The sequence below is a fragment of the Cupriavidus nantongensis genome, assembly GCF_001598055.1.
Taxonomy (GTDB): domain Bacteria; phylum Pseudomonadota; class Gammaproteobacteria; order Burkholderiales; family Burkholderiaceae; genus Cupriavidus; species Cupriavidus nantongensis.
In genome coordinates this window covers 666935-691265 of sequence record NZ_CP014844.1, presented here as the reverse complement: position 1 = coordinate 691265, position 24331 = coordinate 666935, and the positions used below count along the sequence as shown (strand labels likewise).

Annotated in this window: 25 protein-coding genes; 17 read left to right on the top strand and 8 right to left on the bottom strand. The window is 67.2% G+C overall.

Annotated elements, in window-relative coordinates:
- Positions 1-320 precede the first annotated feature (320 nt).
- The gene (locus tag A2G96_RS03145) at positions 321-1493 is read left to right on the top strand and encodes a GGDEF domain-containing protein (RefSeq protein WP_062796678.1); all 1173 of its coding nucleotides are present in this window, start codon (positions 321-323) and stop codon (positions 1491-1493) included.
- A 70-nt stretch (positions 1494-1563) separates the two neighbouring features.
- On the opposite strand, the gene A2G96_RS03140 is transcribed toward A2G96_RS03145, so the two are convergent.
- The gene (locus tag A2G96_RS03140; RefSeq protein ID WP_062796676.1) at positions 1564-2094 is read right to left on the bottom strand and encodes a single-stranded DNA-binding protein; all 531 of its coding nucleotides are present in this window, start codon (positions 2092-2094) and stop codon (positions 1564-1566) included.
- Positions 2095-2306: 212 nt separating this feature from the next.
- On the bottom strand, positions 2307-3581 hold the full coding sequence (locus A2G96_RS03135; protein WP_062796675.1) for an MFS transporter: 1275 nt from the start codon (positions 3579-3581) through the stop codon (positions 2307-2309).
- A 226-nt stretch (positions 3582-3807) separates the two neighbouring features.
- Between A2G96_RS03135 and uvrA the strand changes: the two genes are divergently transcribed.
- Positions 3808-6669, top strand: coding sequence for an excinuclease ABC subunit UvrA (uvrA, locus tag A2G96_RS03130; RefSeq protein WP_062796673.1), 2862 nt, complete (start codon positions 3808-3810; stop codon positions 6667-6669).
- Positions 6670-6855: 186 nt separating this feature from the next.
- A complete protein-coding gene (locus A2G96_RS03125; protein WP_150124045.1) occupies positions 6856-7272 on the top strand; it encodes a hypothetical protein in 417 nt (138 codons plus the stop codon).
- Here the strand turns inward: A2G96_RS03125 and A2G96_RS03120 are convergent.
- Positions 7269-7835 (bottom strand): histidine phosphatase family protein, encoded by a 567-nt coding sequence (locus tag A2G96_RS03120; RefSeq protein ID WP_231909611.1) that lies wholly within the window; start codon positions 7833-7835, stop codon positions 7269-7271. The genes A2G96_RS03125 and A2G96_RS03120 overlap by 4 nt on opposite strands.
- A gap of 141 nt (positions 7836-7976) precedes the next feature.
- Between A2G96_RS03120 and A2G96_RS03115 the strand changes: the two genes are divergently transcribed.
- Entirely contained in the window at positions 7977-8462 is a 486-nt protein-coding gene (locus A2G96_RS03115; protein WP_062796667.1) for an adenosine-specific kinase, read from the top strand.
- Between the two features lie 9 nt (positions 8463-8471).
- Here A2G96_RS03115 and A2G96_RS03110 read toward each other — a convergent pair whose 3' ends face one another.
- The 3 genes from A2G96_RS03110 to A2G96_RS03100 form a co-directional block, all read right to left on the bottom strand.
- The gene (locus A2G96_RS03110) at positions 8472-10151 is read right to left on the bottom strand and encodes a Na/Pi cotransporter family protein (RefSeq protein WP_062796665.1); all 1680 of its coding nucleotides are present in this window, start codon (positions 10149-10151) and stop codon (positions 8472-8474) included.
- A gap of 130 nt (positions 10152-10281) precedes the next feature.
- Positions 10282-10893, bottom strand: coding sequence for a LysE family translocator (locus A2G96_RS03105; protein ID WP_062796663.1), 612 nt, complete (start codon positions 10891-10893; stop codon positions 10282-10284).
- 40 nt (positions 10894-10933) lie between these two features.
- Positions 10934-11506: an adenine phosphoribosyltransferase gene (locus tag A2G96_RS03100; protein ID WP_062802031.1), complete on the bottom strand. Its 573-nt coding sequence runs from the start codon at positions 11504-11506 to the stop codon at positions 10934-10936.
- 228 nt (positions 11507-11734) lie between these two features.
- On the opposite strand from A2G96_RS03100, the gene A2G96_RS03095 reads away from it, so the two are divergent.
- Positions 11735-12313, top strand: coding sequence for a DJ-1/PfpI family protein (locus tag A2G96_RS03095; RefSeq protein WP_062796661.1), 579 nt, complete (start codon positions 11735-11737; stop codon positions 12311-12313).
- A 95-nt stretch (positions 12314-12408) separates the two neighbouring features.
- Complete coding sequence (locus A2G96_RS03090) at positions 12409-12783, top strand: ribbon-helix-helix domain-containing protein (protein WP_062802030.1); 375 nt, start codon at positions 12409-12411, stop codon at positions 12781-12783.
- A 27-nt stretch (positions 12784-12810) separates the two neighbouring features.
- On the opposite strand, the gene A2G96_RS03085 is transcribed toward A2G96_RS03090, so the two are convergent.
- Together A2G96_RS03085 and A2G96_RS33785 are read right to left on the bottom strand one after the other, a co-directional pair.
- Entirely contained in the window at positions 12811-14790 is a 1980-nt protein-coding gene (locus tag A2G96_RS03085) for a monovalent cation:proton antiporter family protein (RefSeq protein WP_062796659.1), read from the bottom strand.
- A complete protein-coding gene (locus tag A2G96_RS33785; protein WP_167354344.1) occupies positions 14790-15047 on the bottom strand; it encodes a hypothetical protein in 258 nt (85 codons plus the stop codon). The genes A2G96_RS03085 and A2G96_RS33785 overlap by 1 nt, the downstream gene beginning before the upstream one ends.
- Here A2G96_RS33785 and A2G96_RS03080 point away from each other — a divergent pair.
- From A2G96_RS03080 to A2G96_RS03030, 11 genes are all read left to right on the top strand, one after another.
- The gene (locus A2G96_RS03080) at positions 14934-15917 is read left to right on the top strand and encodes a KpsF/GutQ family sugar-phosphate isomerase (RefSeq protein WP_062802029.1); all 984 of its coding nucleotides are present in this window, start codon (positions 14934-14936) and stop codon (positions 15915-15917) included. The genes A2G96_RS33785 and A2G96_RS03080 overlap by 114 nt on opposite strands.
- Positions 15918-15963: 46 nt before the next feature.
- A complete protein-coding gene (gene lptC, locus A2G96_RS03075; RefSeq protein WP_062796657.1) occupies positions 15964-16593 on the top strand; it encodes an LPS export ABC transporter periplasmic protein LptC in 630 nt (209 codons plus the stop codon).
- A 118-nt stretch (positions 16594-16711) separates the two neighbouring features.
- Complete coding sequence (gene lptA, locus A2G96_RS03070; protein WP_062796655.1) at positions 16712-17356, top strand: lipopolysaccharide transport periplasmic protein LptA; 645 nt, start codon at positions 16712-16714, stop codon at positions 17354-17356.
- Positions 17357-17364: 8 nt separating this feature from the next.
- Positions 17365-18165, top strand: a complete 801-nt coding sequence (gene lptB / locus A2G96_RS03065; RefSeq protein WP_062796653.1) for an LPS export ABC transporter ATP-binding protein — start codon at positions 17365-17367, stop codon at positions 18163-18165.
- 123 nt (positions 18166-18288) lie between these two features.
- Positions 18289-19767 carry an RNA polymerase factor sigma-54 gene (locus A2G96_RS03060; RefSeq protein WP_062796651.1) on the top strand — a complete coding sequence of 493 codons (1479 nt, stop codon included), beginning with the start codon at positions 18289-18291 and terminating at the stop codon, positions 19765-19767.
- 48 nt (positions 19768-19815) lie between these two features.
- Positions 19816-20166: a ribosome hibernation-promoting factor, HPF/YfiA family gene (gene hpf / locus A2G96_RS03055; RefSeq protein WP_010814386.1), complete on the top strand. Its 351-nt coding sequence runs from the start codon at positions 19816-19818 to the stop codon at positions 20164-20166.
- Positions 20167-20513: 347 nt separating this feature from the next.
- Entirely contained in the window at positions 20514-20969 is a 456-nt protein-coding gene (locus A2G96_RS03050) for a PTS sugar transporter subunit IIA (protein WP_018008706.1), read from the top strand.
- An 82-nt stretch (positions 20970-21051) separates the two neighbouring features.
- Positions 21052-22023, top strand: coding sequence for an HPr(Ser) kinase/phosphatase (gene hprK / locus A2G96_RS03045; protein ID WP_012351664.1), 972 nt, complete (start codon positions 21052-21054; stop codon positions 22021-22023).
- Between the two features lie 171 nt (positions 22024-22194).
- Positions 22195-22587, top strand: coding sequence for a PsiF family protein (locus A2G96_RS03040; protein WP_062796649.1), 393 nt, complete (start codon positions 22195-22197; stop codon positions 22585-22587).
- Positions 22588-22694: 107 nt separating this feature from the next.
- On the top strand, positions 22695-23573 hold the full coding sequence (gene rapZ / locus A2G96_RS03035) for an RNase adapter RapZ (RefSeq protein ID WP_062796647.1): 879 nt from the start codon (positions 22695-22697) through the stop codon (positions 23571-23573).
- A gap of 92 nt (positions 23574-23665) precedes the next feature.
- Positions 23666-24325 carry an LON peptidase substrate-binding domain-containing protein gene (locus tag A2G96_RS03030; protein ID WP_062796645.1) on the top strand — a complete coding sequence of 220 codons (660 nt, stop codon included), beginning with the start codon at positions 23666-23668 and terminating at the stop codon, positions 24323-24325.
- Positions 24326-24331 lie beyond the last annotated feature (6 nt).

Below are 24331 nucleotides of genomic sequence, written 5' to 3'. Positions count from 1 at the left end.
GGCATCCGGCGCCGCGGCGCCTTGCCCGGGAGCAAATGCCGGCGCGCTTGTTCACAATTGTTTGCCGGTCCGGCCCCCATTCGGGGGGGCGCCTCAGGCGCCACCCGTGTCTAGAATGCTGACACAGAAACAATTTGTTACCAGCAGTTGCCGCCCGGCTCATTGACTGCCCCGGCCGCACTGCAAGCCCCGCCCACGGCGCGACGCCGCGCCCGCGCGGGCGCATGCCGCTTTCCATGTTCACTGGCTTGCGCATTTTCACGCGCATCGCACCGCGGGCCTCATTCCCTGCCAGAGAACACCAAGACAGGGGACTTTCCGTGTTGCACGATGCCGGTCTATTCCTGGCACTGGTCAATCCCGCCATTGCCTTGCTGCTTGCCCTCTGCTTCGTGTTTGCGTGGCATCACGAGCGCACGCGGCCCCACCTGCTGCAGATGGGCGCCTGCTACCTGCTGGCGGCAGCGGCCATCGGCCTGCAGGTCCTGTGGCCGCCGCGCGGCGGCGGCGGCACCGCCACCGTCACCGGCGCGCTCTACCTGGGCAGCGCGGTGCTGCTGCTGCGCGGCATGCTGGCCCGCATCGGCGCGCGCCCCGACCGCTGCGCGGCGGTGGCGCTGCCGCTCGCCCTGTTCGGCATGGTGGCGTGGTTCGACCTGGTGTATCCGAGCCTGGTCGCGCGCATCTACGTCATGAACGTCGGCATCGCGCTGATCCTGCTGACGGGGGTCGCGCCGCTGGCGCGGCTGCGCACCGGCCGCACCGTCGACCGGGTGCTGTTCTGGCTGTACCTGGTGTTCGCGCTGCAGTTCCTGCCGCGCACGCTGCTGGCGCTGGCGCCTGCGGCGGCGCACGATGCCGCCGCGCTGCCGCCCGTCGCCTACTGGCTATGGCTGCAGGCCACGCTGGCCCTGCTGCTGCTGGCGCTGGGGCTGGCATTGCTGGCGGCGACCGCGCAGGACGTGATCGACGACCTGCGCCACGAACGCGATACCGACCCGCTGACCCAGCTGCACACGCGCCGCAGCCTCGAGACCCTGGCCGCGCGCCAGATCCCGCCGCGCCCGGGCGAGGCGCTGAGCGTGCTGCTGTGCGACCTGGACTTCTTCAAGTTCATCAACGACAACTACGGCCACAGCGCCGGCGATGCGGTGCTGGCGCAGGTCGGCCGCATCATCGCCGCGGGCATCCGCCGCCGCGATATCGCCGCACGCCTGGGCGGCGAGGAATTCGTCGTGCTGTTGCCCGACACCCCGCACGAAGCGGCGCTGCAGCTGGCCGAGCGCCTGCGCGAAACGCTCGAGCAGACCAGCATGGAGGCCCTGCCAGGCATGCGCAACGTCACCGCCAGCTTCGGCGTGGCCACGCTGCGGCCGGGCGAAGACCTGGAAGCGCTGCTGATGCGCGCGGACAACGTGCTGTACGCGGCCAAGAACAACGGTCGCAACTGCGTCGAGTGGGAGCGTGAGGCCGGCTTGCCGGCGCTGGTGTGAAGCGGCGATGCAAAAAAGAACGCCCCGCTCGGTGGCGGGGCGGATTGCTACGGGTATTGACGACTCGGGATCAGAACGGAATATCGTCGTCCATATCCTCGAAGCCATTCGACGCCGGCTGCTGCGGACGACGTGCCGCGCCGCCCTGCTGGCCACCGCCCTGGGCACCACGGCCGCCGCCGTAGCCGCCGCCCGACGCTTCGCGGCTGTAACCACCGCCGCCGCCACCGTAACCGCCTTCATCACCGCCACCACCACCGCTGCCCTGGCGCGAACCCAGCATCTGCATCTGGTCGGCAACGATCTCGGTGGAGTACTTGTCCTGGCCGGACTGGTCCTGCCACTTGCGGGTGCGGATGCGGCCTTCGATATAGACCGACGAGCCCTTGCGCAGGTACTGGGCGGCGATTTCGGCCAGCTTGCCGAACATCGCCACGCGGTGCCATTCGGTGGCTTCCTTCATCTCGCCGGACTGCTTGTCCTTGTAGCGGTCGGTGGTGGCCAGGCGCAGGTTGGTGACGGCGTCGCCGCTGGGCATGTAGCGCGTTTCGGGGTCTGCGCCGAGGTTGCCGACGAGAATGACTTTGTTGACCGATGCCATGTGAATGTTCTCCAAAAGCCACGCGCGGTGTTGAAAAGCGTGGCAATACGATGACGGTGAAAGCGGGTTGCAGGGTAACGCTGTAGTTTGATCCGATACGGCGGCGACGTAAACGAACATCGCGCCCCCGCCAGGATGCCGGGTGGCGCGATGATACTAGGCCGCTTTCCAGCCCAAATGCTTTACCAAATGATGCGAAACCAGGCGCCGGCTCAGGCCGCGGTCGCCGGTGCGGCTTCCTGCCCGCGCGCCGGCGGCGCCTTCATGCTCCAGGCGATTATAAGCCACAGCAACAGCACCGCCGCGCAGCCGACGAACACGGCACTGCGGCCCTCGTGCTGGAGCAGCCAGCCGCCCGCGGCACCGCCCAGGAACAGGCCCAGCGCCTGGGTGGTGTTGTAGACCCCGAGCGCCGCGCCGCGCGCGGCCGCGGCGTAGCGCGACACCAGCGAAGGCTGCATCGCCTCCAGCACGTTGAAGGCGACGAAGAACAGCAGCAAGACCCCGACGATCGCCCACAGCCCGTGGACGGCGGCAAACAGCAGCTGCACCGCGGTCATCAGCGCGACCGCGCCCAGCAGCACCGGGCGCACGCGGCCGTAGCGCTCGGCCGCCATCATCGGTCCCAGCATCAGCACGAACGACACCAGCACCACCGGCAGGTAGACCTTCCAGTGCTGGTTCAGCGGCATGCCGGCGTCGGCCAGCATCGCCGGCACCACCATGAACATCGCCACCTGCGACGCGTGCAGCGCCAGCACGCCGACATTGAGCCGCGCCAGGTCGCCGTTGAGCAGCACCTTGCGGAACGGCAGCCGCACCGGGTGCGGCGGCGGCGGGGTCGGCACCAGGAACACGGTGACGCCGATGGCGACCAGCCCCAGCACCGACATCAGCCCGAAGATGCCGGACATGCCGATGCTGTGCAGCAGCGGCGAGGCAATCACCAGCGACAGCGCAAAGGTCAGCCCGATGCTGCCGCCCACCATCGCCATGGCCTTGGTGCGATGGCGCTCGCGGGTCAGGTCGGCGATGCAGGCGGTGATGGCGGCGGAGATCGCGCCCATGCCCTGCAGCGCACGCCCGGCGATGATGCCGGACAGCGTGTCGGAAAACGCCGCCACCAGGCCGCCGGCGATAAACAGCAGCAGCCCGCCCACCATCACCGGCTTGCGCCCGACGCGGTCCGACAGCCAGCCCAGCGGGATGTGCAGGAACGCCTGCATCAGGCCGTAGATGCCCATGGCCAGGCCAACGCGCTGGGCATCCTGCCCATCGGGCAGGCTGCGGGCGTATTCGGCAAAGACCGGCAGGATCAGGAACAGGCCCAGCATGCGCAGCGCAAAGATGCTGGCCAGCGACACCGCGGCGCGCAGTTCGGCGCGCGTCATGCGTTCGCGCGCGGGGGCCTGGGGTGTGTCGGCGGCACCCCTTTCCGGGGAAGTGTCCGGGGAAGTTTCCGGGGCAGAAGAAGGGATCGACGGCATTGCGATCGTGGGATCGTGTGGGATTCGGGGTCGGGCTGGTTGCCGTTGGGCGGCAATGGTCGGGTCCGCTGGTGGCCGGACAACCCCGGAAACCGAAGTTGGGTATATTAACAGGTTTGCTCCTTCGCGCTTCCCGGGTCACCTGGCCATGCCGGCTGCCCCCGAGAGGTGCGCCCGGGCGCGCATTCCGGCCGGGGCGGCCCGCCTGGCGACGACTTTTCGGCATATGGAAGAAATCAAGATCCGTGGGGCGCGTACCCACAACCTGAAGAACATCAATCTCGACCTGCCGCGCAACCGGCTGATCGTGATCACGGGCCTGTCCGGTTCGGGCAAGTCCTCGCTGGCCTTCGACACGCTCTATGCCGAGGGCCAGCGCCGCTACGTGGAATCGCTGTCCGCCTACGCGCGCCAGTTCCTGCAGCTGATGGAGAAGCCCGATGTCGACCTGATCGAAGGGCTGTCGCCGGCGATTTCGATCGAGCAGAAGGCCACCAGCCACAACCCGCGCTCCACCGTCGGCACCGTCACCGAGATCCACGACTACCTGCGCCTGCTGTATGCGCGCGCCGGCACCCCCTACTGCCCCGACCACAACCTGCCGCTGCAGGCGCAAAGCGTGTCGCAGATGGTCGACGCGGCGCTGGCGCTGCCGGAAGACACCAAGCTGATGATCCTGGCGCCGGTGGTGGTCGACCGCAAAGGCGAGCACTCGGACCTGTTCGACAGCATGCAGGCGCAGGGCTTCGTGCGCTTTCGCATCCGCTCGGGCGGCGGCACCGCGCACGAGGCGCAGGCCCGGGTCTATGAGGTCGACGCGCTGCCCAAGCTGAAGAAGACCGAGAAACACAGCATCGACGTGGTGGTCGACCGGGTCAAGGTGCGCGCCGACATCAAGCAGCGCCTGGCCGAGTCGTTCGAGACCGCGCTGCGGCTGGCCGACGGCCGCGCGCTGGCGCTGGAGATGGACAGCGGCAAGGAGCACACCTTCAGCTCGCGCTTTGCCTGCCCGATCTGCTCGTATTCGCTGCAGGAACTGGAGCCGCGGCTGTTCTCGTTCAACAACCCGATGGGCGCCTGCCCGAGCTGCGACGGTCTCGGGCAGATCACGTTCTTCGATCCGAAGCGGGTGGTGGCCTTCCCCAACCTGTCGCTGGCGTCGGGCGCGATCAAGGGCTGGGACCGGCGCAACCAGTTCTACTTCCAGATGCTGCAAAGCCTGGCGGCGTACTATGACTTCGACACCGAGACCGCGTTCGAGGCCCTGCCCGAGAACGTGCAGCAAGTGGTGCTGCACGGCTCGGGCGAGCAGGAAATCCCCTTTACCTATATCAACGAACGCGGCCGCACCACGGTGCGCGAGCATGTGTTCGAAGGGATCATCCCCAACCTGGAACGCCGCTACCGCGAGACCGATTCGGTCGCGGTGCGCGAGGAACTGGCCAAGTACCAGAACAACCAGCCCTGCCCGGCCTGCCACGGCACCCGGCTGCGCACCGAGGCGCGCCACGTCAAGCTCGGCGACGGCGAACAGGCGCGCGCGATCTATGAGATCAACGGCTGGCCGCTGCGCGATGCGCTGACCTACTTCCTGACGCTGGACATGCACGGCGCCAAGCGCGAGATCGCCGACAAGATCGTCAAGGAGATCACCGCGCGGCTGAACTTCCTCAACAACGTCGGGCTGGACTACCTGTCGCTGGAGCGCAGCGCCGATACGCTGTCGGGCGGCGAGGCCCAGCGCATCCGGCTGGCGTCGCAGATCGGTTCCGGCCTGACTGGCGTGATGTACGTGCTGGACGAGCCCTCGATCGGCCTGCACCAGCGCGACAACGACCGCCTGATCGGCACGCTCAAGCACCTGCGCGATATCGGCAACTCGGTGCTGGTGGTCGAGCATGACGAGGACATGATCCGCGCCTGCGACTACGTGGTCGATATCGGGCCCGGCGCCGGCGTGCACGGCGGCATGATCGTGGCCGAGGGCACGCCGCGGCAGATCGAGGCATCGCCCGCTTCGCTGACCGGTCAGTACCTGTCCGGCCAGCGCCGCATCGAAGTGCCGAAGCAGCGCACCGCGCCCGACGACGAGCGGCTGCTGCGCATCGTCAACGCCAGCGGCAACAACCTGCGCAACGTCACCGCCGAAGTGCCGGTGGGCCTGCTGACCTGCATCACCGGCGTGTCCGGCTCGGGCAAGTCGACGCTGATCAACGACACGCTCTACCACGCGGTGGCGCGCCACCTGTACGGCTCGACCCCGGAACCGGCGGCGCACGACCGCATTGAGGGGCTGGAGCATTTCGACAAGGTCATCAACGTCGACCAGAGCCCGATCGGCCGCACCCCGCGCTCCAACCCGGCCACCTACACCGGCCTGTTCACGCCGATCCGCGAGCTGTTCGCCGGCGTGCCGTCGGCCAAGGAACGCGGCTACGATCCGGGCCGCTTCTCGTTCAACGTCAAGGGCGGGCGCTGCGAGTCATGCCAGGGCGACGGCGTGCTCAAGGTCGAGATGCACTTCCTGCCCGACGTGTACGTGCCCTGCGACGTGTGCCACGGCAAGCGCTACAACCGCGAGACGCTGGAGGTGCTGTACAAGGGCAAGAATATCTCCGAGGTGCTCGACCTGACCGTCGAGCAGGCGCACGAGTTCTTCAGCGCGGTGCCGGTGGTGCGGCGCAAGCTGCAGACGCTGCTCGACGTGGGCCTGGGCTATATCCGGCTGGGACAGTCGGCGACCACGCTATCCGGCGGCGAGGCGCAGCGCGTGAAACTGTCGCTGGAGCTGTCCAAGCGCGATACCGGACGCACGCTCTACATCCTGGACGAACCCACCACCGGCCTGCACTTCCACGATATCGAACTGCTGCTCAGGGTCATCCACAAGCTGCGCGACCAGGGCAATACCGTCGTCATCATCGAGCACAACCTCGATGTCATCAAGACCGCCGACTGGCTGATCGACATGGGCCCCGAAGGCGGCGCCGGCGGCGGCCAGGTAATCGCGCGCGGCACGCCGGAGGCGGTGGCGAAGAGCAAGGCGAGTTTTACGGGGAAGTATCTGAAGCCGTTGTTGGCGCGGTAGGGCCTTCGGAATTTTCGGTGAGGCGCGGGGAAGAATCGTGGCGACTTGCCTGCATCAGTGGTTGTCTTAGTTGCCTTGCATCAAGCTGTGGTTAAGTTGATGGCTTCCGCGCAGGCGCCCTCTCCTAACGTAGATCATGGACGTGACCACCACGTCCTTCTTCTACTGAGCGACGAGGAGACGCCGATGCCAAGACGAATGCGGCATGCGATCCGGACCACCGCGCTTGCGGTCGCGGCAAGCATGGGCCCTGCCCTTGCGCAGAATGCGCCCGACAATGCGATCCACAATGCAGATGGCTCGCGGACCATCTTGCGATCGCAACAACTGCCTGAAGCCAATGAGCGCCACGCGCGCTGGTGCCAGCTGCACGGTGCGGTGGACATTACCAACGAAGGCGATGTGACGCTAGGCCCAAAGACATTCGACGGGATCGTCTGTAGTTCTATCGATCCTTCCACGCCGGGCTTCTCTGGCGCGTACATTCCAAAGGATCAGAGCCTGCGCATCCTCTCTCCCGACACCGAGCTGGAGAAGGCCCCCTCCCTTATCCCGCAGAGGCGGAGCGTGGCACCGGGTGAGACCAACGCTGTCCCACATTAGTCCAGCCCAGCGGCCGGGAGCACCCGCGTGCGCCGAGCCGTTTGGCCCTGCGGCAACTCGATCACCACGCCACCACCGCTGTCGGCACCGTGCCCGGTCAGCGCGGTGATAACCACCTGGTGCGTGACCATCAGGTAAGGCCCGCCGCGGGGGTCGAGACCGTCGATCAGCCGCGACAGCTGCGCGACCTGCGCGTCGCGGCGCTGCGCATCGGCGCCGAAGAATGAGTTGAGCAGCGGCTGCACCTGCACCGGTCCCAGCCCGATCAGACGCGCGGTGTCCTGGCAGCGGCACCAGGCGCTGCTCCACACCTGCGTCGGCCGGAAGCCGGCCGCCTTCCAGCCCGCGCCCAGCCGCACCGCCTGCTCGCGCCCGCGCGCGTCGAGATTGCGCTGGGTGGCGCAATCCGCCAGCCGGAAGCCGGGCGGGTCGCCCACGCCCGGCGCGCTGGCATGGCGCAAGACCACCACGACATTGGGGTGCCGCAGCTCGGTCAGCGCGGCCTCGCGCTGTGATGCCGGAGCGACCTGCGCGGCAGCAAGCGTCGGGACGATGGCAAGCACGGCAAGCCATCTGCAAAAGGCTGGCATGGGCGGCTCCGGTGGTGGGCCAACCCATCCGGTATAGCAGGCGCCGGCTTGCTTTCGCTACCTCGCGCCCTACCATGAAGCGGACAGCGACACCCATCGCACAGGAGCCACGCCATGGAACTGACGGTCGTACCGGTTACCAAGCCGGAAGCCACCAACTTTATCTTCGGCCAGTCGCACTTCATCAAGACCGTGGAAGACCTGCACGAGGCGCTGGTCGGCACGGTGCCCGGCATCCGCTTCGGGCTGGCGTTCTGCGAGGCGTCGGGCAAGCGGCTGGTGCGCTGGTCGGGCACCGACGAGCACCTGATCGACATGGCCTGCGAAAACGCGCGCGCCATCGGCGCCGGGCACAGCTTCCTGATCTTCCTCGGCGACGGCTTCTTCCCGGTGAACGTGCTGGGCGCGGTGCGCGCCGTGCCGGAGGTTTGCCGGATCTATTGCGCCACCGCGAACCCGACCCAAGTGATCATCGCGCAGACCGATGCCGGCCGCGGCGTGGTGGCAGTGATCGACGGCGCCTCGCCGGTGGGGATCGAGACCGAGGCCGATGTGGCAGAACGAAAGGCGTTGCTGCGGAAGTTTGGCTACAAGCTGTAGCCGCTTCTTTCAGGGCCGCGCCGCCTGCACGGTCGAGACCGGCGTCACATCATCTTCCTTCATGCGGCTGCGGTTGAGCACGCCGGCCTGCTCCAGCACCGGATAGGCGGTAGCGCAGAACAGCGAGTTCAGCCGCTTCAGTTCGCTGATCACGTCCAGGTGCAGCGAGCTGGTCTCGATGCTCTCCGCGGTCTGGACCGCCACGCGCTGCAAATGGGTGCGTGCGTACTTGCGCTCCAGTTCGCGGAAGTTGGCCTTCTCCGCCATCAGCGCCTGCGCGCTCTTCAGGTCGCCATTGAGAAACACCGACAAACCCAGCCGCAGGTTGGCGACCAGGCGCGCGTGCATCTCGGCGATCTCCTGCATGCCGGCCTCGGAGAACATCAGGTTGTGGGCGATCTTCTTGTCCTTGGTATCGAGCAGGATGCGCTCGATGATATCGCCCGCGTGTTCGAGGTTGATGGTGAGCGAGATGATCTCGGTCCAGCGCTGGCCGTCGCGCTCGTCCAGCGCTTCCAGGCTGATGCGGGTCAGGTAGAGCTTGATCGCGGTGTAGAGGTCGTCGACCTCGTTGTCGATGCGGCAGGTGGCGGTGGCCAGCTTGGCGTCGTTGGTACGCAGCACGCGCAGCATGTTGTCGAGCATCTGCTCGATGCGGTCGCCGATGCGCAGCACCTCGCGCGCGGCGTTGGACAGCGCCAGCGTGGGCGTCGACAGCGCGGCGGTATCGAGATGGCGCGGCGTGACCTGGCTGTCGCCGGTATTGCGCCCGGGCAGCACCTTTTCGCACAGGCGCGCCAGCGGCGCGGTGGCGCCGAGCAGCAGCACCGCCAGCGCGACGTTGAACAGCAGGTGGAAGTTGACGATCAGCCGTTGCGGCTCATGGTCGACCAGCGCCAGCAGTTCCTCGGCCTGGCCCAGCAGCGGCAGCGCGATCAGGCAGCCCAGCAGGCGCGACAGCAGGTTGCCAAGCGTCACGCGCTTGCCCGGCTGGTTGTTGCCCGAGGTGGTCAGCAGCGCCGACACGCCCGAGCCCAGGTTGGCGCCCAGCACCAGCGCCAGCGCCACGTGGATCGACACCACCCCGGCCGACGCAAGCGCGCCGCAGAACAGCACCACGGCCAGGCTGGAATAGCACAGGATGGTCAGGAACGCGCCCACCAGCATGTCCAGCCCCGAATCGCCGGTCAGCGAGGCGAACAGCACCTTGACCCCGGCGGCCTGCACCACCGGCCGGGTCGCGATCGAGATCAGTTCCAGCGCCAGCGTGATCAGCCCCAGGCCGATCAGCACGCGGCCGACGTGGCCGGGCTTGCTACCCTTCCAGGTCAGGTGGCAGATCACGCCGACGAAGATCAGCAGCGGCGACAGCCACGACAGGTCCAGCGAGAACACCTGCACCATCAGCGCGGTGCCGACGTTGGCGCCCAGCATGATCGCCAGCGCCGGCGCCACGGCGATCAGGCCCTGGCCGACGAAGGAACTGACGATGACCGCGGTGGCGTTGCTGCTCTGGACCAGCCCGGTCACGCCCAGGCCGGCAAGGAAGGCGGTGAAGCGGTTGGAGACGCTGGTCGACAGCACGTGGCGCAAATTGGCGCCATAGACGCGCAGGATGCCGACCTTGACGATGTTGGTGCCCCAGACGAGCAGGGCCACGCCCGATAACAGGTGAAGGAGAACGCCCATGGTGCGCCTTTGTGTGACCGGTGCCGAATACTGACTGGAGGCTCCGCCCGGTCATCGTGTCGTTGTCAAGGGCTCATTATGCGCCCGGCCCCCGGCACCGGCAACGGCATGGGGCCTGGTCAGCGACAACTCAAGGCAGCGCGACCTTGATGCCGAGCCCGACGAAGATGGCCCCGGCTGCGCGGTCCAGCCAGCGCCCGGTGGCCGGCCGCCGGCGCAGCCAGGCGCCCAGCCAGCCCGCGCACAGCCCGAACAGCGAGAACACCACCGCGGTCTGCAGCATGAAGACCACGCCCAGCAGCAGGAACTGCAGGCCGGGATGCGCGGCATCGGCGCGCACGAACTGCGGCAGGAACACCAGGAAGAACAGCGTCACCTTGGGGTTCAGCATGTTGCCCAGCACGCTCTGTCGGAATACGCGCGCCAGCGGCACCGCATCGACCTCGGCGCCCTGCGCCAGCCCGCCCTTCGCACGCAGCGCCTGGATGCCGATCCAGATCAGGTAGGCGGCGCCGGCGTACTTGATCAGCTGGAACGCCAGCGGCGAGGAACGCAGCACCGCGGCCAGCCCCACCGCGGCGATCACGGTATGGAACAGGCAGCCGACCGAAAAGCCCAATGCCGCCACCAGCCCGGCACGGCGCCCCTGCGCCATGCCGCGCGCCAGCACCTGCAGGTTGTCGGGCCCGGGAGCCACGGTAACGGCGACGGAGGTCAGCAGGAACAGCAGCAGGTCAGGCATGGAGACTCCTTGCGTGGATCTTGACGCGGGCGCGCATGGCTCAGTGCCCCTCGAACCTGCACACGGTGAACAGCGGCAGCCCGGCGCCGTGCAGCAGCTTCGACCCGCCCAGCTCGGGCAGGTCGACGATGGCGGCGCCCTCGACCACGGTCGCGCCCAGGCGCTCCAGCAGCTTGCGCCCCGCCATCATGGTGCCGCCGGTGGCGATCAGGTCGTCGACCAGCAGCACGCGGTCGCCGGCCTTGCAGGCGTCGGCGTGGATCTCGACCGTGGCGCTGCCGTATTCCAGTTCGTATTCCTCGGCCACGGTCTGGAACGGCAGCTTGCCCTTCTTGCGGATCGGCACGAAGCCGAGGTTCAGCTCGTAAGCGACGATCGCGCCCAGGATAAAGCCGCGCGCATCGATGCCGGCGACCAGGTCCAGCTGCGCGTCCATATAGCGGTGCACGAACACGTCGATCAGCACGCGCAGGGTCTTGGGGTCCTGCAGCAGCGGCGTGATGTCGCGGAACATCACGCCGGGCTGGGGCCAGTCCGGCACGGTCCGGATGCGCTCGCGCAGGTAGCCGGTGACGTCGCCGAGATCGGGGGACTGGATCATGGAATCTGCCATAGGGATCGGGAAGATGGGCGCGCGGCGCGCCGTCAGAAAGCGGAGGCAGCGGCATGCGGGGGCCAGGTAATCGGCGCGGTAACCGACGCAGTAACCGGCGCGGTAACCCAATACCACCCGCGCCACCGGGGTGCCCAGCACAATGGCCCTGCCGGCCGGACGGGCTGCCCGTGCCGGCTTGCCGCGTCCGGCACCCGCCGGACACCCGTAACCATACAGGAGACCACGATGGCAAAAAAGATTCTGATGCTGGTGGGCGACTACGCCGAAGATTACGAAACCATGGTGCCGTTCCAGGCGCTGCAGATGGTCGGCCATACCGTGCATGCCATCTGTCCCGACAAGCGCGCGGGCGACGCGTGCGCCACCGCGATCCATGATTTCGAGGGCGACCAGACCTACAGCGAGAAGCGCGGCCACAACTTCACCCTCAATGCCACCTTTGCCGAGATCGACCCGGCCGGCTACGACGCGCTGGTCATCCCGGGCGGGCGCGCCCCCGAATACCTGCGCCTGAACGCGCGCGTGCTGGAGATCGTGCGGCACTTCGCCCAGGCCGGCAAGCCGATTGCCGCGGTGTGCCACGGCGCCCAGCTGCTGGCGGCCGCGGGCGTGCTGGAAGGCAAGACCTGCTCCGCCTACCCGGCCTGCGCGCCGGAAGTGAAGCTGGCCGGCGGCACCTATGCCGAGATCGCGGTCGACCAGGCCCACACCGACGGCAACCTCGTCACCGCCCCGGCGTGGCCGGCGCATCCGGCCTGGCTGGCGCAGTTTCTTGCGGTGCTGGGCACGCGGATCGTACATTAGTGCTTTCCGCATGCGGCGCCCCACGCGTGCTGCATGGCCTGCCGAAGCCGGCCATGCACAGCCTGCCGGCCGCGCCGCCCGCCAGGGAGCCCTTGATGTGTGAGATCTTTATCCGCGCCAATCCGGCGTCTTACCAGAGCCAGTCGCGCTCGCTGCGCCTGCACGGCGCGGCCACCAGCATCCGGCTGGAAAGCCTGTTCTGGGAAGTGCTGGAAGAACTGGCGCAGCGCGACGGCATGACCGTCAACCAGCTGATCACGCGCCTGCATGACGAGCTGACCGAACACCGCGGCAGCGAAGCCGTGGCGGGCAATTTCTCGTCCTTCCTGCGGGTGTGCTGCCTGCGCTACCTGATGCTGCAGGGCGAGGGCCGCATCCCGGCCGATCGCGACGTGCCGATCCGCTCGCTGGATCCGCGCGCGGTGCTCGACAACCTGCCGGAATCCTGGGTCGAGCCGCGGCCGCACTAAAGCATGCTGCAGCGCCGGTTCCGGCGCTCAGCCATTCAGGATGCGCGTCTCCGCGGCCTCCAGCGCCTCGGGCGGCCCGCGCAGCACGACGATATCGCCGGGCTCGAGCACGGTCTCCGGCTGCGGGTCGAAGGCGCGGATGCCGCGCCGGCGCACCGCGGTCACCTCGACCCCGATGCGCTCCAGCCCCAGCACGCCCAGGCGCCTGCCCACCGCGGTCGACTGCGGGCCGAGCGACACTGAATGCAGCCGCACCGAGTCGCGCTCGACCATGTCCTCTTCGTCGTCGCGCCCGTGGAAATAGCCACGCAGCAGGCTGTAGCGCGCGTCGCGCGCCTGCTGCACGCCGCGCACCACGCGGCGCATCGGCACGCCCAGCAGCACCAGTGCGTGCGACGCCAGCATCAGGCTGCCTTCGATGATCTCGGGCACCACCTCGGTGGCGCCGGCCTTCTGCAGCGTGTCCAGCTCCGAATCATCGACCGTGCGCACGATCACCGGCAGCGCCGGCGCCAGCTCCTGCACGTGGTGCAGCACCTTCAGCGCCGATTGCGTGTTGGCATAGGTCACGATCACCGCGGCGGCGCGGTGCAGGCCCGCGGCGATCAGCGCCTCGCGCCGGCCGGCGTCGCCGTAGACCACGGTATCGCCAGCTGCCGCGGCCTCGCGCACGCGGTCGGGGTCCAGGTCGAGCGCCACGTAGTTGATGCCCTCGCGCTCCAGCATATGCGCCAGGTTCTGCCCGCTGCGGCCGAAGCCGCAGATGATGGCGTGCTTCTCGGTCTGCAGGCTCTGCGCGGCGATGCGGGTCATGTTGAGCGACTGCATCAGCCATTCGTTGGCGGCAAAGCGCAGCACGATGGCGTCGCTGTACTGGATCAGGAAAGGCGCCGCCAGCATCGACAGCAGCATCGACGCCAGGATCACCTGGATCAGCACCGGGTCGACCAGGTTCAGGCCGTCGATCTGGTTCAGCAGCACGAAGCCGAACTCGCCCGCCTGCGCCAGCCCCAGCCCGGTGCGGATGGCCACGCCCTGGCGCGAGCCGAACACGCGCGCCAGCGCCGCGATCAGCACCAGCTTGAACAGCACCGGCACCACCAGCAGTGCCAGCACCAGCCAGATATGGTCGAGCACCACGCGGATATTGAGCAGCATGCCGATGGTGACGAAGAACAGCCCCAGGAGCACGTCGCGGAACGGCTTGATGTCTTCCTCCACCTGGTGGCGGTAGGGCGTCTCGGAGATCAGCATGCCCGCCATGAAGGCGCCCAGCGCCATCGACAGGCCCAGCCGCTCGGTCAGCGCCGCCATGCCCAGCGTGACCAGCAGCAGGTTCAGCATGAACAGTTCCTGCGAGCGGCGCGCCGCCACCACATGGAACCAGCGGCTCATCAGGCGCTGCCCCAGGAAGAAGATCGCGCCCAGCGCCACCACAATCTTGAGCGTGGCCAGGCCGAGCGCCATCACCAGGTCGCCCGGATCGCGCGACAGCGCCGGAATCACGATCAGCAGCGGCACCACCGCCAGGTCCTGGAACAGCAGGATGCTGATGATGTTGCGCCCGTGCTCGCTTTCCAGCTCCATGCGCTCGGACAGCATCTTGGACACGATCGCGGTGGAAGACATGGCCAGGGCCCCGCCCAGCGCCACCGAAGCCTGCCACGACAACGGAAACAGCCAGTTGAAGGCCCAGCTGGCCGGCACCACCGCCAGCATCGACAGCACCACCTGCGAGCCGCCCAGGCCGAACACCAGCCGCTTCATCGCGCGCAGCTTGGACAGGCTGAATTCGAGCCCGATCGAGAACATCAGGAAGACCACGCCGAATTCGGCCAGGTACTTGGTCTGCGCGGTATCGCTGGCCAGCCCCAGCGCATGCGGCCCGATCAGGATGCCGACGGCAAGGTAGCCCAGCATCGGCGGCAGCTGCAGCATGCGGAACGCGACCACGCCGAACACGGCGGCGGCCAGCAGCACCAGGGTCAGTTCCAGCGGAGAATGCATCAGGCGGTCAGGGTGACCGGCAAGGCGCGCGGCCGACCCGGCACGGGCACCCTGCCGGCGGAAATACGGCGAGCACGGGCGAGCGCGACGCGCGCCGTGGGTCGGCCCAGGTGCGGTCGCATTCGTTGGTATACTTCGTCGCCATGATAGCTAATTTCGATGCGGATCGAGCACTCCGGCTCGCCCGCGACACGCTCCAGACCGAAGCCGATGCGGTTTCCGCACTTTCCGGCCGCCTCAACGGCGACTTTGCCCATGCCGTGCAGCTGATCCTGCAATGCACCGGGCGCGTGGTCGTTTCCGGCATCGGCAAGTCCGGCCATATCGGCCGCAAGGTCGCGGCCACGCTGGCCTCGACCGGCACCCCCGCGTTCTTCGTGCACCCGGCCGAAGCCAGCCATGGCGACCTCGGCATGGTCACGCGCGACGACGTGCTGATCGCGTTTTCCAATTCCGGCGAGACCGGCGAGCTGCTGTCGATCATCCCGATCGTCAAGCGCATCGGCGCGCGCCTGATCTCGGTCACCGGCAACCCGGAATCGAACCTCGCCAAGCTGGCCGACGTCCACCTGGACGCGGCGGTCGAGAAGGAAGCCTGCCCGCTGAACCTGGCCCCGACCGCCAGCACCACCGCCGCGCTGGCGCTGGGCGACGCGCTCGCGGTGGCGGTGCTCGATGCGCGCGGCTTCGGCGAGGAAGACTTTGCCCGCTCGCACCCCGGCGGGGCGCTCGGGCGCAAGCTGCTGACCCATGTGCGCGACGTGATGCGCACCGGCAACGCCGTGCCCGAGGTGCGCGAAAGCACGCCGCTGGCCCAGGCGCTGATGGAAATCACGCGCAAGGGCATGGCCATGACCGCGGTGGTGGATCCCGACGGGCGCGCCATCGGCGTGTTCACCGACGGCGACCTGCGCCGCCTGCTGGAAACCCCGCGCGACTGGAAGACCGTGCCGATCGGCGAGGTCATGCACCGCAACCCGCATGTGGTCAACCAGGACCAGCTGGCGGTGGAAGCCGTGCAGGTGATGGAAGCCAACCGCATCAACCAGCTGCTGGTGGTGGACAACGACGGGCGCCTGACCGGCGCGCTGCATATCCACGACCTGACCCGCGCCAAGGTCATCTGAGCCGGCGCGCCACCGACGGTACCAGCAGCACAACGCCAAGGACACCATGCAGGCACTCCTCGCCTCCCTCAGCGGCATCGTCATGCGGCTGCTGCCGCTGCTGCTGATGGCCATCGTGGCGGGCAGCACGTTCTGGCTGGTCCAGATCAACTCCCCCAAGGAAGACCAGGCCGCACAAACCACCAAGAAGCACGAGCCGGATTACTTCATGGACCGCTTCTCGGCCACCGAGCTGGCGCCCGACGGCAGCACCAAGATCCGCTTCACCGGCGAGCGCATGGTCCATTTCGAGGACGACCAGACCTACGAGGTCACGCGTCCCGCGATGCGCGCCTACGAGCCGGACCGCCCGCCGGTGACCGCGCGCGCCGACATCGGCCGCATGAACGCCGAAGGCACGGTGATCGATTTGTACGGCAACGGCTACGTGCTGCGCCAGCAGGGCAAGGATCCGTCCAAGGACCCGCAGCTGACCGCGGCGTCGAGCTATTTCCAGCTGCTGGTCAATGACGACATCGTCAAGACCGACAAGCCCGTCAAGCTGACACGCGGCCCGTCGGTGATGACCGCCAACGGCCTGATCTTCAACAACGTCACCCGCGAAGTACAATTGCTCGGCAATGTACGCGGCACCATCATCACCGGACCGTCCCCGGGCCGTGCGCCGGGATCCTGACTCCCGGTCCGGCGCAGCCGCGCACGCAACGCCGGCCGTCACGGCCCGGCAGCGCGCGCCGATTGCCGCGCAAACCGCACCATCACGCATCCGACGCCCCTCAAGCAACCCTGCCAACATGACCGCTTCCCTGACGACATCGTCCCGTCGACGCACCGCCCCGGCCCTGCTCGCGCTGGCCCTGGCCTTCGGCCTGCTGGCCCAGCCTGCCCTAGCCGAGCGCGCGGACCGCGACAAGCCGATGGTGCTCGAGGCGGACAATGCCAGCTATGACGACGTCAAGCAGATCTATACGCTGACCGGCAACGTGGTGCTGACCAAGGGCACCATGATCCTGAAGTCCGACGCCGCCGAGCTGCGCACCGACCCCGAGGGCTACCAGTTCGCCGTGGCAACCTCGAAGCCGGGCAAGCAGGCTTATATCCGCCAGAAGCGCGAGGGCGTCGACGAATACATCGACGGCTGGGGCGACCGCATCGAATACGACGGCAAGCAGGAATTCTCCAAGCTGATCGGCAATGCCCGCATGGCGCGGCTGCAGGGCGCCAAGCTGCTCGACGAGATCCGCGGCGCGGTGCTGACCTACGACAGCCGCAAGGAACTCTATACCGCTGCCGGCGGCGGCAGCGGCGATGCCGCGGCGGCGAACCCGTCCGGCCGCGTGCGCGCGGTGCTGTCGCCCCGCCAGGACCAGAAGTCCGGCACCGCGGGCGGCTCGCCGCTGGACCTGAAGTCGGCGCCCGCGCCCGCCAACAAACCCTGACCGTACCCATGACCGATACCGCCACCATTGCCGACAAGCCTGTCGTCGAAGCCAACTCCGTCCTGCCCGGCGGCAGCACGCTGGTCGTGCGCCACCTGAAGAAGCGCTATGGCTCGCGCACGGTGGTCAAGGACGTCTCGCTCGACGTCAAGAGCGGCGAGGTGGTCGGACTGCTCGGCCCCAACGGCGCGGGCAAGACCACGTCGTTCTACATGATCGTCGGCCTGGTGGCGCTGGACGAAGGCGACATCGTGCTCGACGGCGACCACATCAGCGGCCTGCCGATTCACGAGCGCGCGCGCATGGGGCTGTCGTACCTGCCGCAGGAAGCCTCGGTGTTCCGCAAGCTCAACGTCGAGGAAAACATCCGCGCAGTGCTCGAGCTGCAGATCGACAAGGGCAAGCCGCTGGCCAAGGCCGAGATCGAGCGCCGCCTCGATGCGCTGCTCGACGACCTGCAGATCGCGCACCTGCGCAACAACCCGGCGCTGTCGCTGTCCGGCGGCGAGCGCCGCCGCGTCGAAATCGCGCGCGCGCTGGCGTCGTCGCCGCGCTTCATCCTGCTCGACGAACCGTTCGCCGGCGTCGATCCGATCGCGGTGGGCGAGATCCAGCGCATCGTCAGCTTCCTGAAGGCGCGCAATATCGGCGTGCTGATCACCGACCACAACGTGCGCGAGACGCTCGGCATCTGCGACCACGCCTACATCATCAGCGAAGGCACGGTGCTGGCCGCGGGCCAGCCCGAAGAGATCATCGCCAACGACGCCGTGCGGCGCGTCTACCTGGGCGAGAACTTCCGCATGTGACAAGCTGGCGGCCCGGCGCGGGCCGCCATGGCTGCATGGCAGGGAGAGCCAGCGGCGATCACGGCGCATCAGCGATAGCAATTTCCGTTCCAACATCGGAAAGATGCGCATAAAATAGGTCGCATGAAACCGTCGCTACAGCTCCGCCTCTCCCAGCACCTGGCCCTGACCCCGCAGCTGCAACAGTCGATCCGGCTGCTGCAGCTTTCCACGCTGGAACTGCAGCAGGAAGTCGAACAGGCGCTGACGGAAAACCCGCTGCTCGAGCGGGAGAACGACTGGATCGAAAGCCCGCTGCGCGTGGCCGCCGACGGCTCGGTCAACTTGCAAAGCGCGCCCGCGCCCGCCCCCGCCGAGCCCCAGGGCAATGGCGACGCCCGCACCGAAGGCGCCGCCGATGACGGCTACGGCGACAACAGCAGCGGCGACGACTACAGCAACGGCGACTGGAGCCTGGACGACTTCGCCCGCCGCCCGCAAGGCGACGAGGACGAAAAGACGCCGATGCAGCTGCGCGATGCCGAGCCCACGCTGCGCGAATACCTGATGGAGCAGTTGACGCCGCTGAAGATCTCGGCGCGCGACAAGGGGCTCGCCATCTTCCTGATCGAATCGCTCGACGACGATGGCTACCTGAGCGCATCGCTCGAAGAGATCTGCGCGGAGCTGCCCGAAGAACTCGAGTTCGACCCCGACGAAGTCCACGCCATCCTGACGCTGCTGCAGAGCTTCGATCCGCCCGGCGTGGGCGCGCGCAACGCGGCCGAATGCCTGGCGCTGCAATTGCGCCGCCTGACGCACCCGCAGCGCGAACTGGCGCTGACCATCGTCACCCATCACCTGGAACTTCTTGCGGTACGCGACTACACGCGGCTGAAGAAGGCCCTGCAGGTCGATGAAGTCGCGCTCAAGGCCGCGCATGACCTGATCCGCTCGCTGGCGCCCTACCCGGGCCACGCGTACAGCCGCCCCGAGGCCGACTTCGTCGTGCCCGATGTGTTCGTGCGCAAGAGCGGTGGCGGCTGGATCGCGCAGCTCAATCCGGATGTGATGCCGAGGCTGCGCATCAATGATATGTATGCCCAGATCCTGCGTGGCGCCAAGGGCGAAACCGGCACCGCGGGGCTGCAGCAGAAGCTGCAGGAGGCGCGCTGGCTGATCAAGAACATCCAGCAAAGGTTCGACACGATCCTGCGGGTTTCGCAGGCCATTGTCGAGCGTCAAAAGAACTTTTTCACCCACGGTGAAATCGCCATGCGCCCCTTGGTTTTGCGGGAGATTGCCGATACACTGGGTTTACACGAGTCAACCATCTCCCGGGTGACGACCAATAAATACATGGCCACGCCGATGGGTACTTTCGAACTGAAGTACTTCTTCGGCAGCCACGTGTCCACCGAGACCGGTGGCGCGGCTTCATCAACGGCCATCCGCGCCTTGATCAAGCAACTGATAGGAGCCGAAGACCCGAGGAATCCCCTTTCCGACAGTCGCATCGCCGAACTGCTGGGCGAACAGGGCTTCGTTGTCGCGCGCCGCACCGTCGCCAAGTATCGTGAAGCCTTGAAAATCCCCGCAGTCAATCTCCGCAAGTCTTTGTAGCCGAGCCCACCGCCTGCCTGGTGAGGCTCTTTCAGAAGGAGAAGCGCTATGAACTTCAAGATCAGTGGACACCACCTGGACATCACGCCGCCTCTGCGTGAGTACGTGGAAACGAAGCTGGAGCGAATCGTCAGGCATTTCGATCAAGTCATTGGCGTTAGCGTGCTGCTCTCTGTCGACAATCACAAGGAAAAGGACCGGCGTCAGTACGCGGAAATCAATCTGCATCTCAAGGGCAAGGACATCTTTGTCGAAGCGCATCATGAAGACCTGTATGCGGCGATCGACGCACTCGTCGACAAGCTGGACCGTCAGGTGATTCGCTACAAGGATCGCGTGCAAGGCCACGACCGCGAAGCGGTCAAGTACCAGATGGCCGCAGCGCAAATGCAGCAATAAACCCGTGCCCGGCAGCCCCGCAGAGGGCTGCTGAACCAGGATTCCACAGGCAAGCCGCGCCGCGAAGCGCGGCTTTTTTGCGCCCCGGGGGCGGTGCCGGCTGTGGCAGCGGAGCAAACCTTGTCACGCATGGGAGCCCGAAATGTTCGCAAGCGCAGCGCCAAGGTGTATGCTGCGCCATACAAAGAGAGAGAAATCGTGGCCGCATCCGCTGGCGCTGCACCGCACAAGGCAGGGGTAGCCGCTGCTCTATAATGGGCCGGACGTCCCCCCGCCCGCAGCGGCAGGGAGCCAGCCGCTGCCCGGCGGAACGATCCGCCCGCTAACTGAAATCCTGCGCATCGCCCATGAATCGTTTGGCCAAATTGCTGCCACCCGGCAACATCACCCTCGACGTCAGCGTCACCAGCAAGAAACGTGTGTTCGAGCAGGCCGGGCTCCTCTTCGAGAACAACCATGGCGTGGCGCGCGCCATCGTCACCGACAACCTGTTCGCGCGCGAGTCGCTGGGCTCGACCGGACTGGGCGCCGGCGTGGCGATCCCGCACGGGCGCATCAAGGGCCTGAAGCAGCCGCTGGCCGCGTTCATGCGCCTGGCCGAGCCGATTCCGTTCGAATCGCCGGACGGCAAGCCGGTTTCGCTGCTGATCTTTCTTCTGGTGCCGGAACAGGCCACGCAGCAACACCTGGAAATCTTGTCCGAGATCGCGCAGCTGCTGTCGGATCGCGACATGCGCGAGGGCCTGGCGACCCTGCCCACGCCCGATGCCGTGCACGAACTGCTGATCGCATGGCATCCCTGATCCACTGATTCCCCTTTAGCGGGCCGGCACCAGACCGGGCAGGCGCCACGCGCTTCGAACACCGCCTTACCAGCCATACCGCATGGAACTCACCGGCGTCACCTCCCAGTCCATCTTCGACGACAACGCAGCCGACCTCAAACTCTCGTGGGTCGCTGGCCTGGAGGGCGCGGACCGCGCCTTTGACGTGGAATTCGCCCGCGAAGCGACCTCCGCCGCGGACCTGGTGGGCCACCTCAACCTGATCCACCCGAACCGGATCCAGGTCCTCGGCAAGCCCGAGATCACGTACTACCAGCGGCTCGACGACGAGACCCGCAAGCGCCAGATGGGCGAGCTGATCCTGCTGGAGCCGCCGTTCCTGGTGATCGCCGACGGCATGGAGCCGCCGCCGGACCTGGAATTGCGCTGCACGCGCTCGTCGACGCCGCTGTTCACCACGCCGGTGTCGTCGGCCGCGGTGATCGACCACCTGCGCCTGTACCTGTCGCGCATCTCGGCGCCGCGCGTGACCATGCACGGCGTGTTCCTCGACATCCTCGGCATGGGCGTGCTGATCATGGGCGAATCGGGCCTGGGCAAGAGCGAGCTGGGCCTGGAACTGATCTCGCGCGGCCACGGGCTGGTGGCCGACGACGCCGTCGATTTCGTCCGGCTGGGGCCGGATTTCATCGAGGGCCGCTGCCCGCCGCTGCTGCAGAACCTGCTGGAAGTGCGCGGCCTGGGGCTGCTCGATATCAAGACCATCTTTGGCGAGACCGCGGTGCGGCGGAAGATGAAGATCAAGCTGGTGGTGCAGCTGGTGCGGCGCAACGATGGCGAGTTCGAGCGGCTGCCGCTGGATTCGCAGTACCTGGACGTGCTCGGGCTGCCCATCCACATGGTCAAGATCCAGGTGGCGGCCGGCCGCAACCTTGCGGTGCTGGTCGAAGCCGCCGTGCGCAACACCATCCTGCGCCTGCGCGGCATCGACACGCTGCGGGATTTCATGGACCGCCAGCGCGCCGCGATGCAGGCCGATGCGGTCTCGCGCGGCCAGGGCCGGCTGCTCTAAGCCACCGTCGGCCGCGGTTTTCAATTGCTTACAACGGCGTGGCAAGCGCTCGTCAACGTTTCTCAGGCGTGCTCCGTTTTGTGCTGTAATGGGCATCACGCCCGTTACGGAAGCTGCAACGCCGACTCCGGCGCGCGGCGATAAGGTTGTCCACCCCCGAGGAGAGCAAGCATGAAGACCCTGATTGCAGTGTGCGCGCTGGTGACCCCGCTGTTCGCAGCCAGCGCCTTTGCGCAGACCGCCACGCCGGCCACCCCTGCGACGCCGGCCAAGCCGTCGGCCGCGGCCCCGGCAACGCCTGCCGTGCCGGCCTCGCCTGCTACCCCCGCCAATCCGGACAAGCCCGCGGCCAACACCCAGCAAGACAAGATGAAGGCCTGTAACGCGCAGGCTTCCGGCAAGAAGGGCGACGAACGCAAGGCGTTCATGAAGGAATGCCTGTCGAAGTCCGGCGCGCCCAAGACCCAGCAGGAAAAGATGGCGGCCTGCAGCAAGTCGGGCAAGGGCAAGAAGGGCGACGAATACAAGGCCTACATGAAGGAATGCCTGTCGAAGGCAGCCTGAGCAGCACCACTTGCAAACGAGATGGCGAACCGCGAGGTTCGCCATTTTTGCTGCTGTCAAACAGCTGTCATGACGCAGCCGGCACCTGATGCTATGCTTCAGTTGCTATGCGCATCATCCTCATCACCGGCATATCCGGTTCCGGCAAGTCCGTCGCACTGAACGTCCTCGAAGATGCAGGCTATTACTGCGTGGACAACCTGCCGGCGCAGTTCATCCCTGAACTGACCCGCTATCTCGACAGCCAGGGCTACACGCACCTGGGCGTGGCTACCGACATCCGCAGCCGCGAGTCGCTCGACCAGCTACCCGACACCGTGCGCGCGCTCGCCGCCGAGCACCAGGTCGAGGTGATTTTCCTGACCGCCAGCACCGATGCCCTGGTGCAGCGCTACTCCGAGACGCGCCGCCGCCATCCGCTGTCGGCCCGCACCGACAGCGTGGCCGGCGGCGGCGGCGCCTTCAACGACACGGCGCTGATGGAAGCGATCGAGATGGAGCGCGCGCTGCTGAGCCCGCTCGCCGAGGCCGCGCACCGGATCGACACCAGCAATGTGCGCACCAATACCCTGCGCAGTTGGATCAAGGAACTGATCCGCGACGACAGCCAGCGCCTGACGCTGCTGTTCGAGTCGTTCGGCTTCAAGCACGGCGTGCCCAGCGATGCCGACATGGTGTTCGACGTGCGCTCGCTGCCCAACCCGTACTACGACCTGGAACTGCGGCCGCTGACCGGCCGCGACACGCCGGTCATCGACTTCCTGCAAGGGCAGCCGATGGTGCTTGCGATGGCCGAGGATATCCGCGCCTACGTGGAAAAGTGGCTGCCAAGCTTCATTGCCGACAACCGCAGCTACCTGACCGTGGCGATCGGCTGCACCGGCGGCCAGCATCGCTCGGTCTATATTGCCGAAAGGCTCGCCAACTATTTCCGGGCACATGGTAATGTGCTGGTCAGACACCGAGAGCTCGCACCGGCGGGCTGACGCACGCGGCATGGCACCCCGGGCAGCCAGGGGCCTCTGAGCGCGGCGTCGGCCTGGCGGCCCAATGCTGCGCGACCCCAAGCCTGCACCGCATGTCCTCGACCGACCTCTACCGTCCGGCAGGATCCGAAGACCCGCCCCGGACGCTCGAAAACCTGCCGCTGTTCCCCCTGCACACGGTGCTGTTTCCCGGTGGACGGCTGCCGTTGCGCGTGTTCGAGGCGCGCTATGTCGACATGGTGCGCAACTGCCTGCGCGACAGCGCGCCGTTCGGCGTCTGCCTGATCGCCAGCGGCGAGGAAGTGGCCCGGCCCAACCAGCCCACCGTGCCCGAACTGGTCGGCTGCCTGGCCGAAATCGTCGACTGCAACATGGAGCAGCTGGGCGTGCTGCTGATCCGCGCGCGCGGCCGCGAGCGCTTCCATATCATCAGCCATGAAACCCGCGACGACGGCCTGCTGGTGGCGCGCGCCGACGTGCTTGCCCCCGACATCATCGACTGCAAGCTGGAATTGCTGGGCGAATGCCTGGACGCGCTGCGCCGCATCGTCACGCGGCTGCACGCCGAACAGCCCGACCGGCTGCCGTTCGACGAGCCCTACCTGTGGGACGACCCAAGCTGGGTCGCCAACCGGCTGTGCGAATTGCTGCCGGTGCCGCTGAAGGCCAAGCAGATGCTGATGGCCTTGCCCGACGCGGGCATGCGCATCGAGATCGTGCACCGCTACATGCGGCAGAACCACATGCTGTAGGCGGTC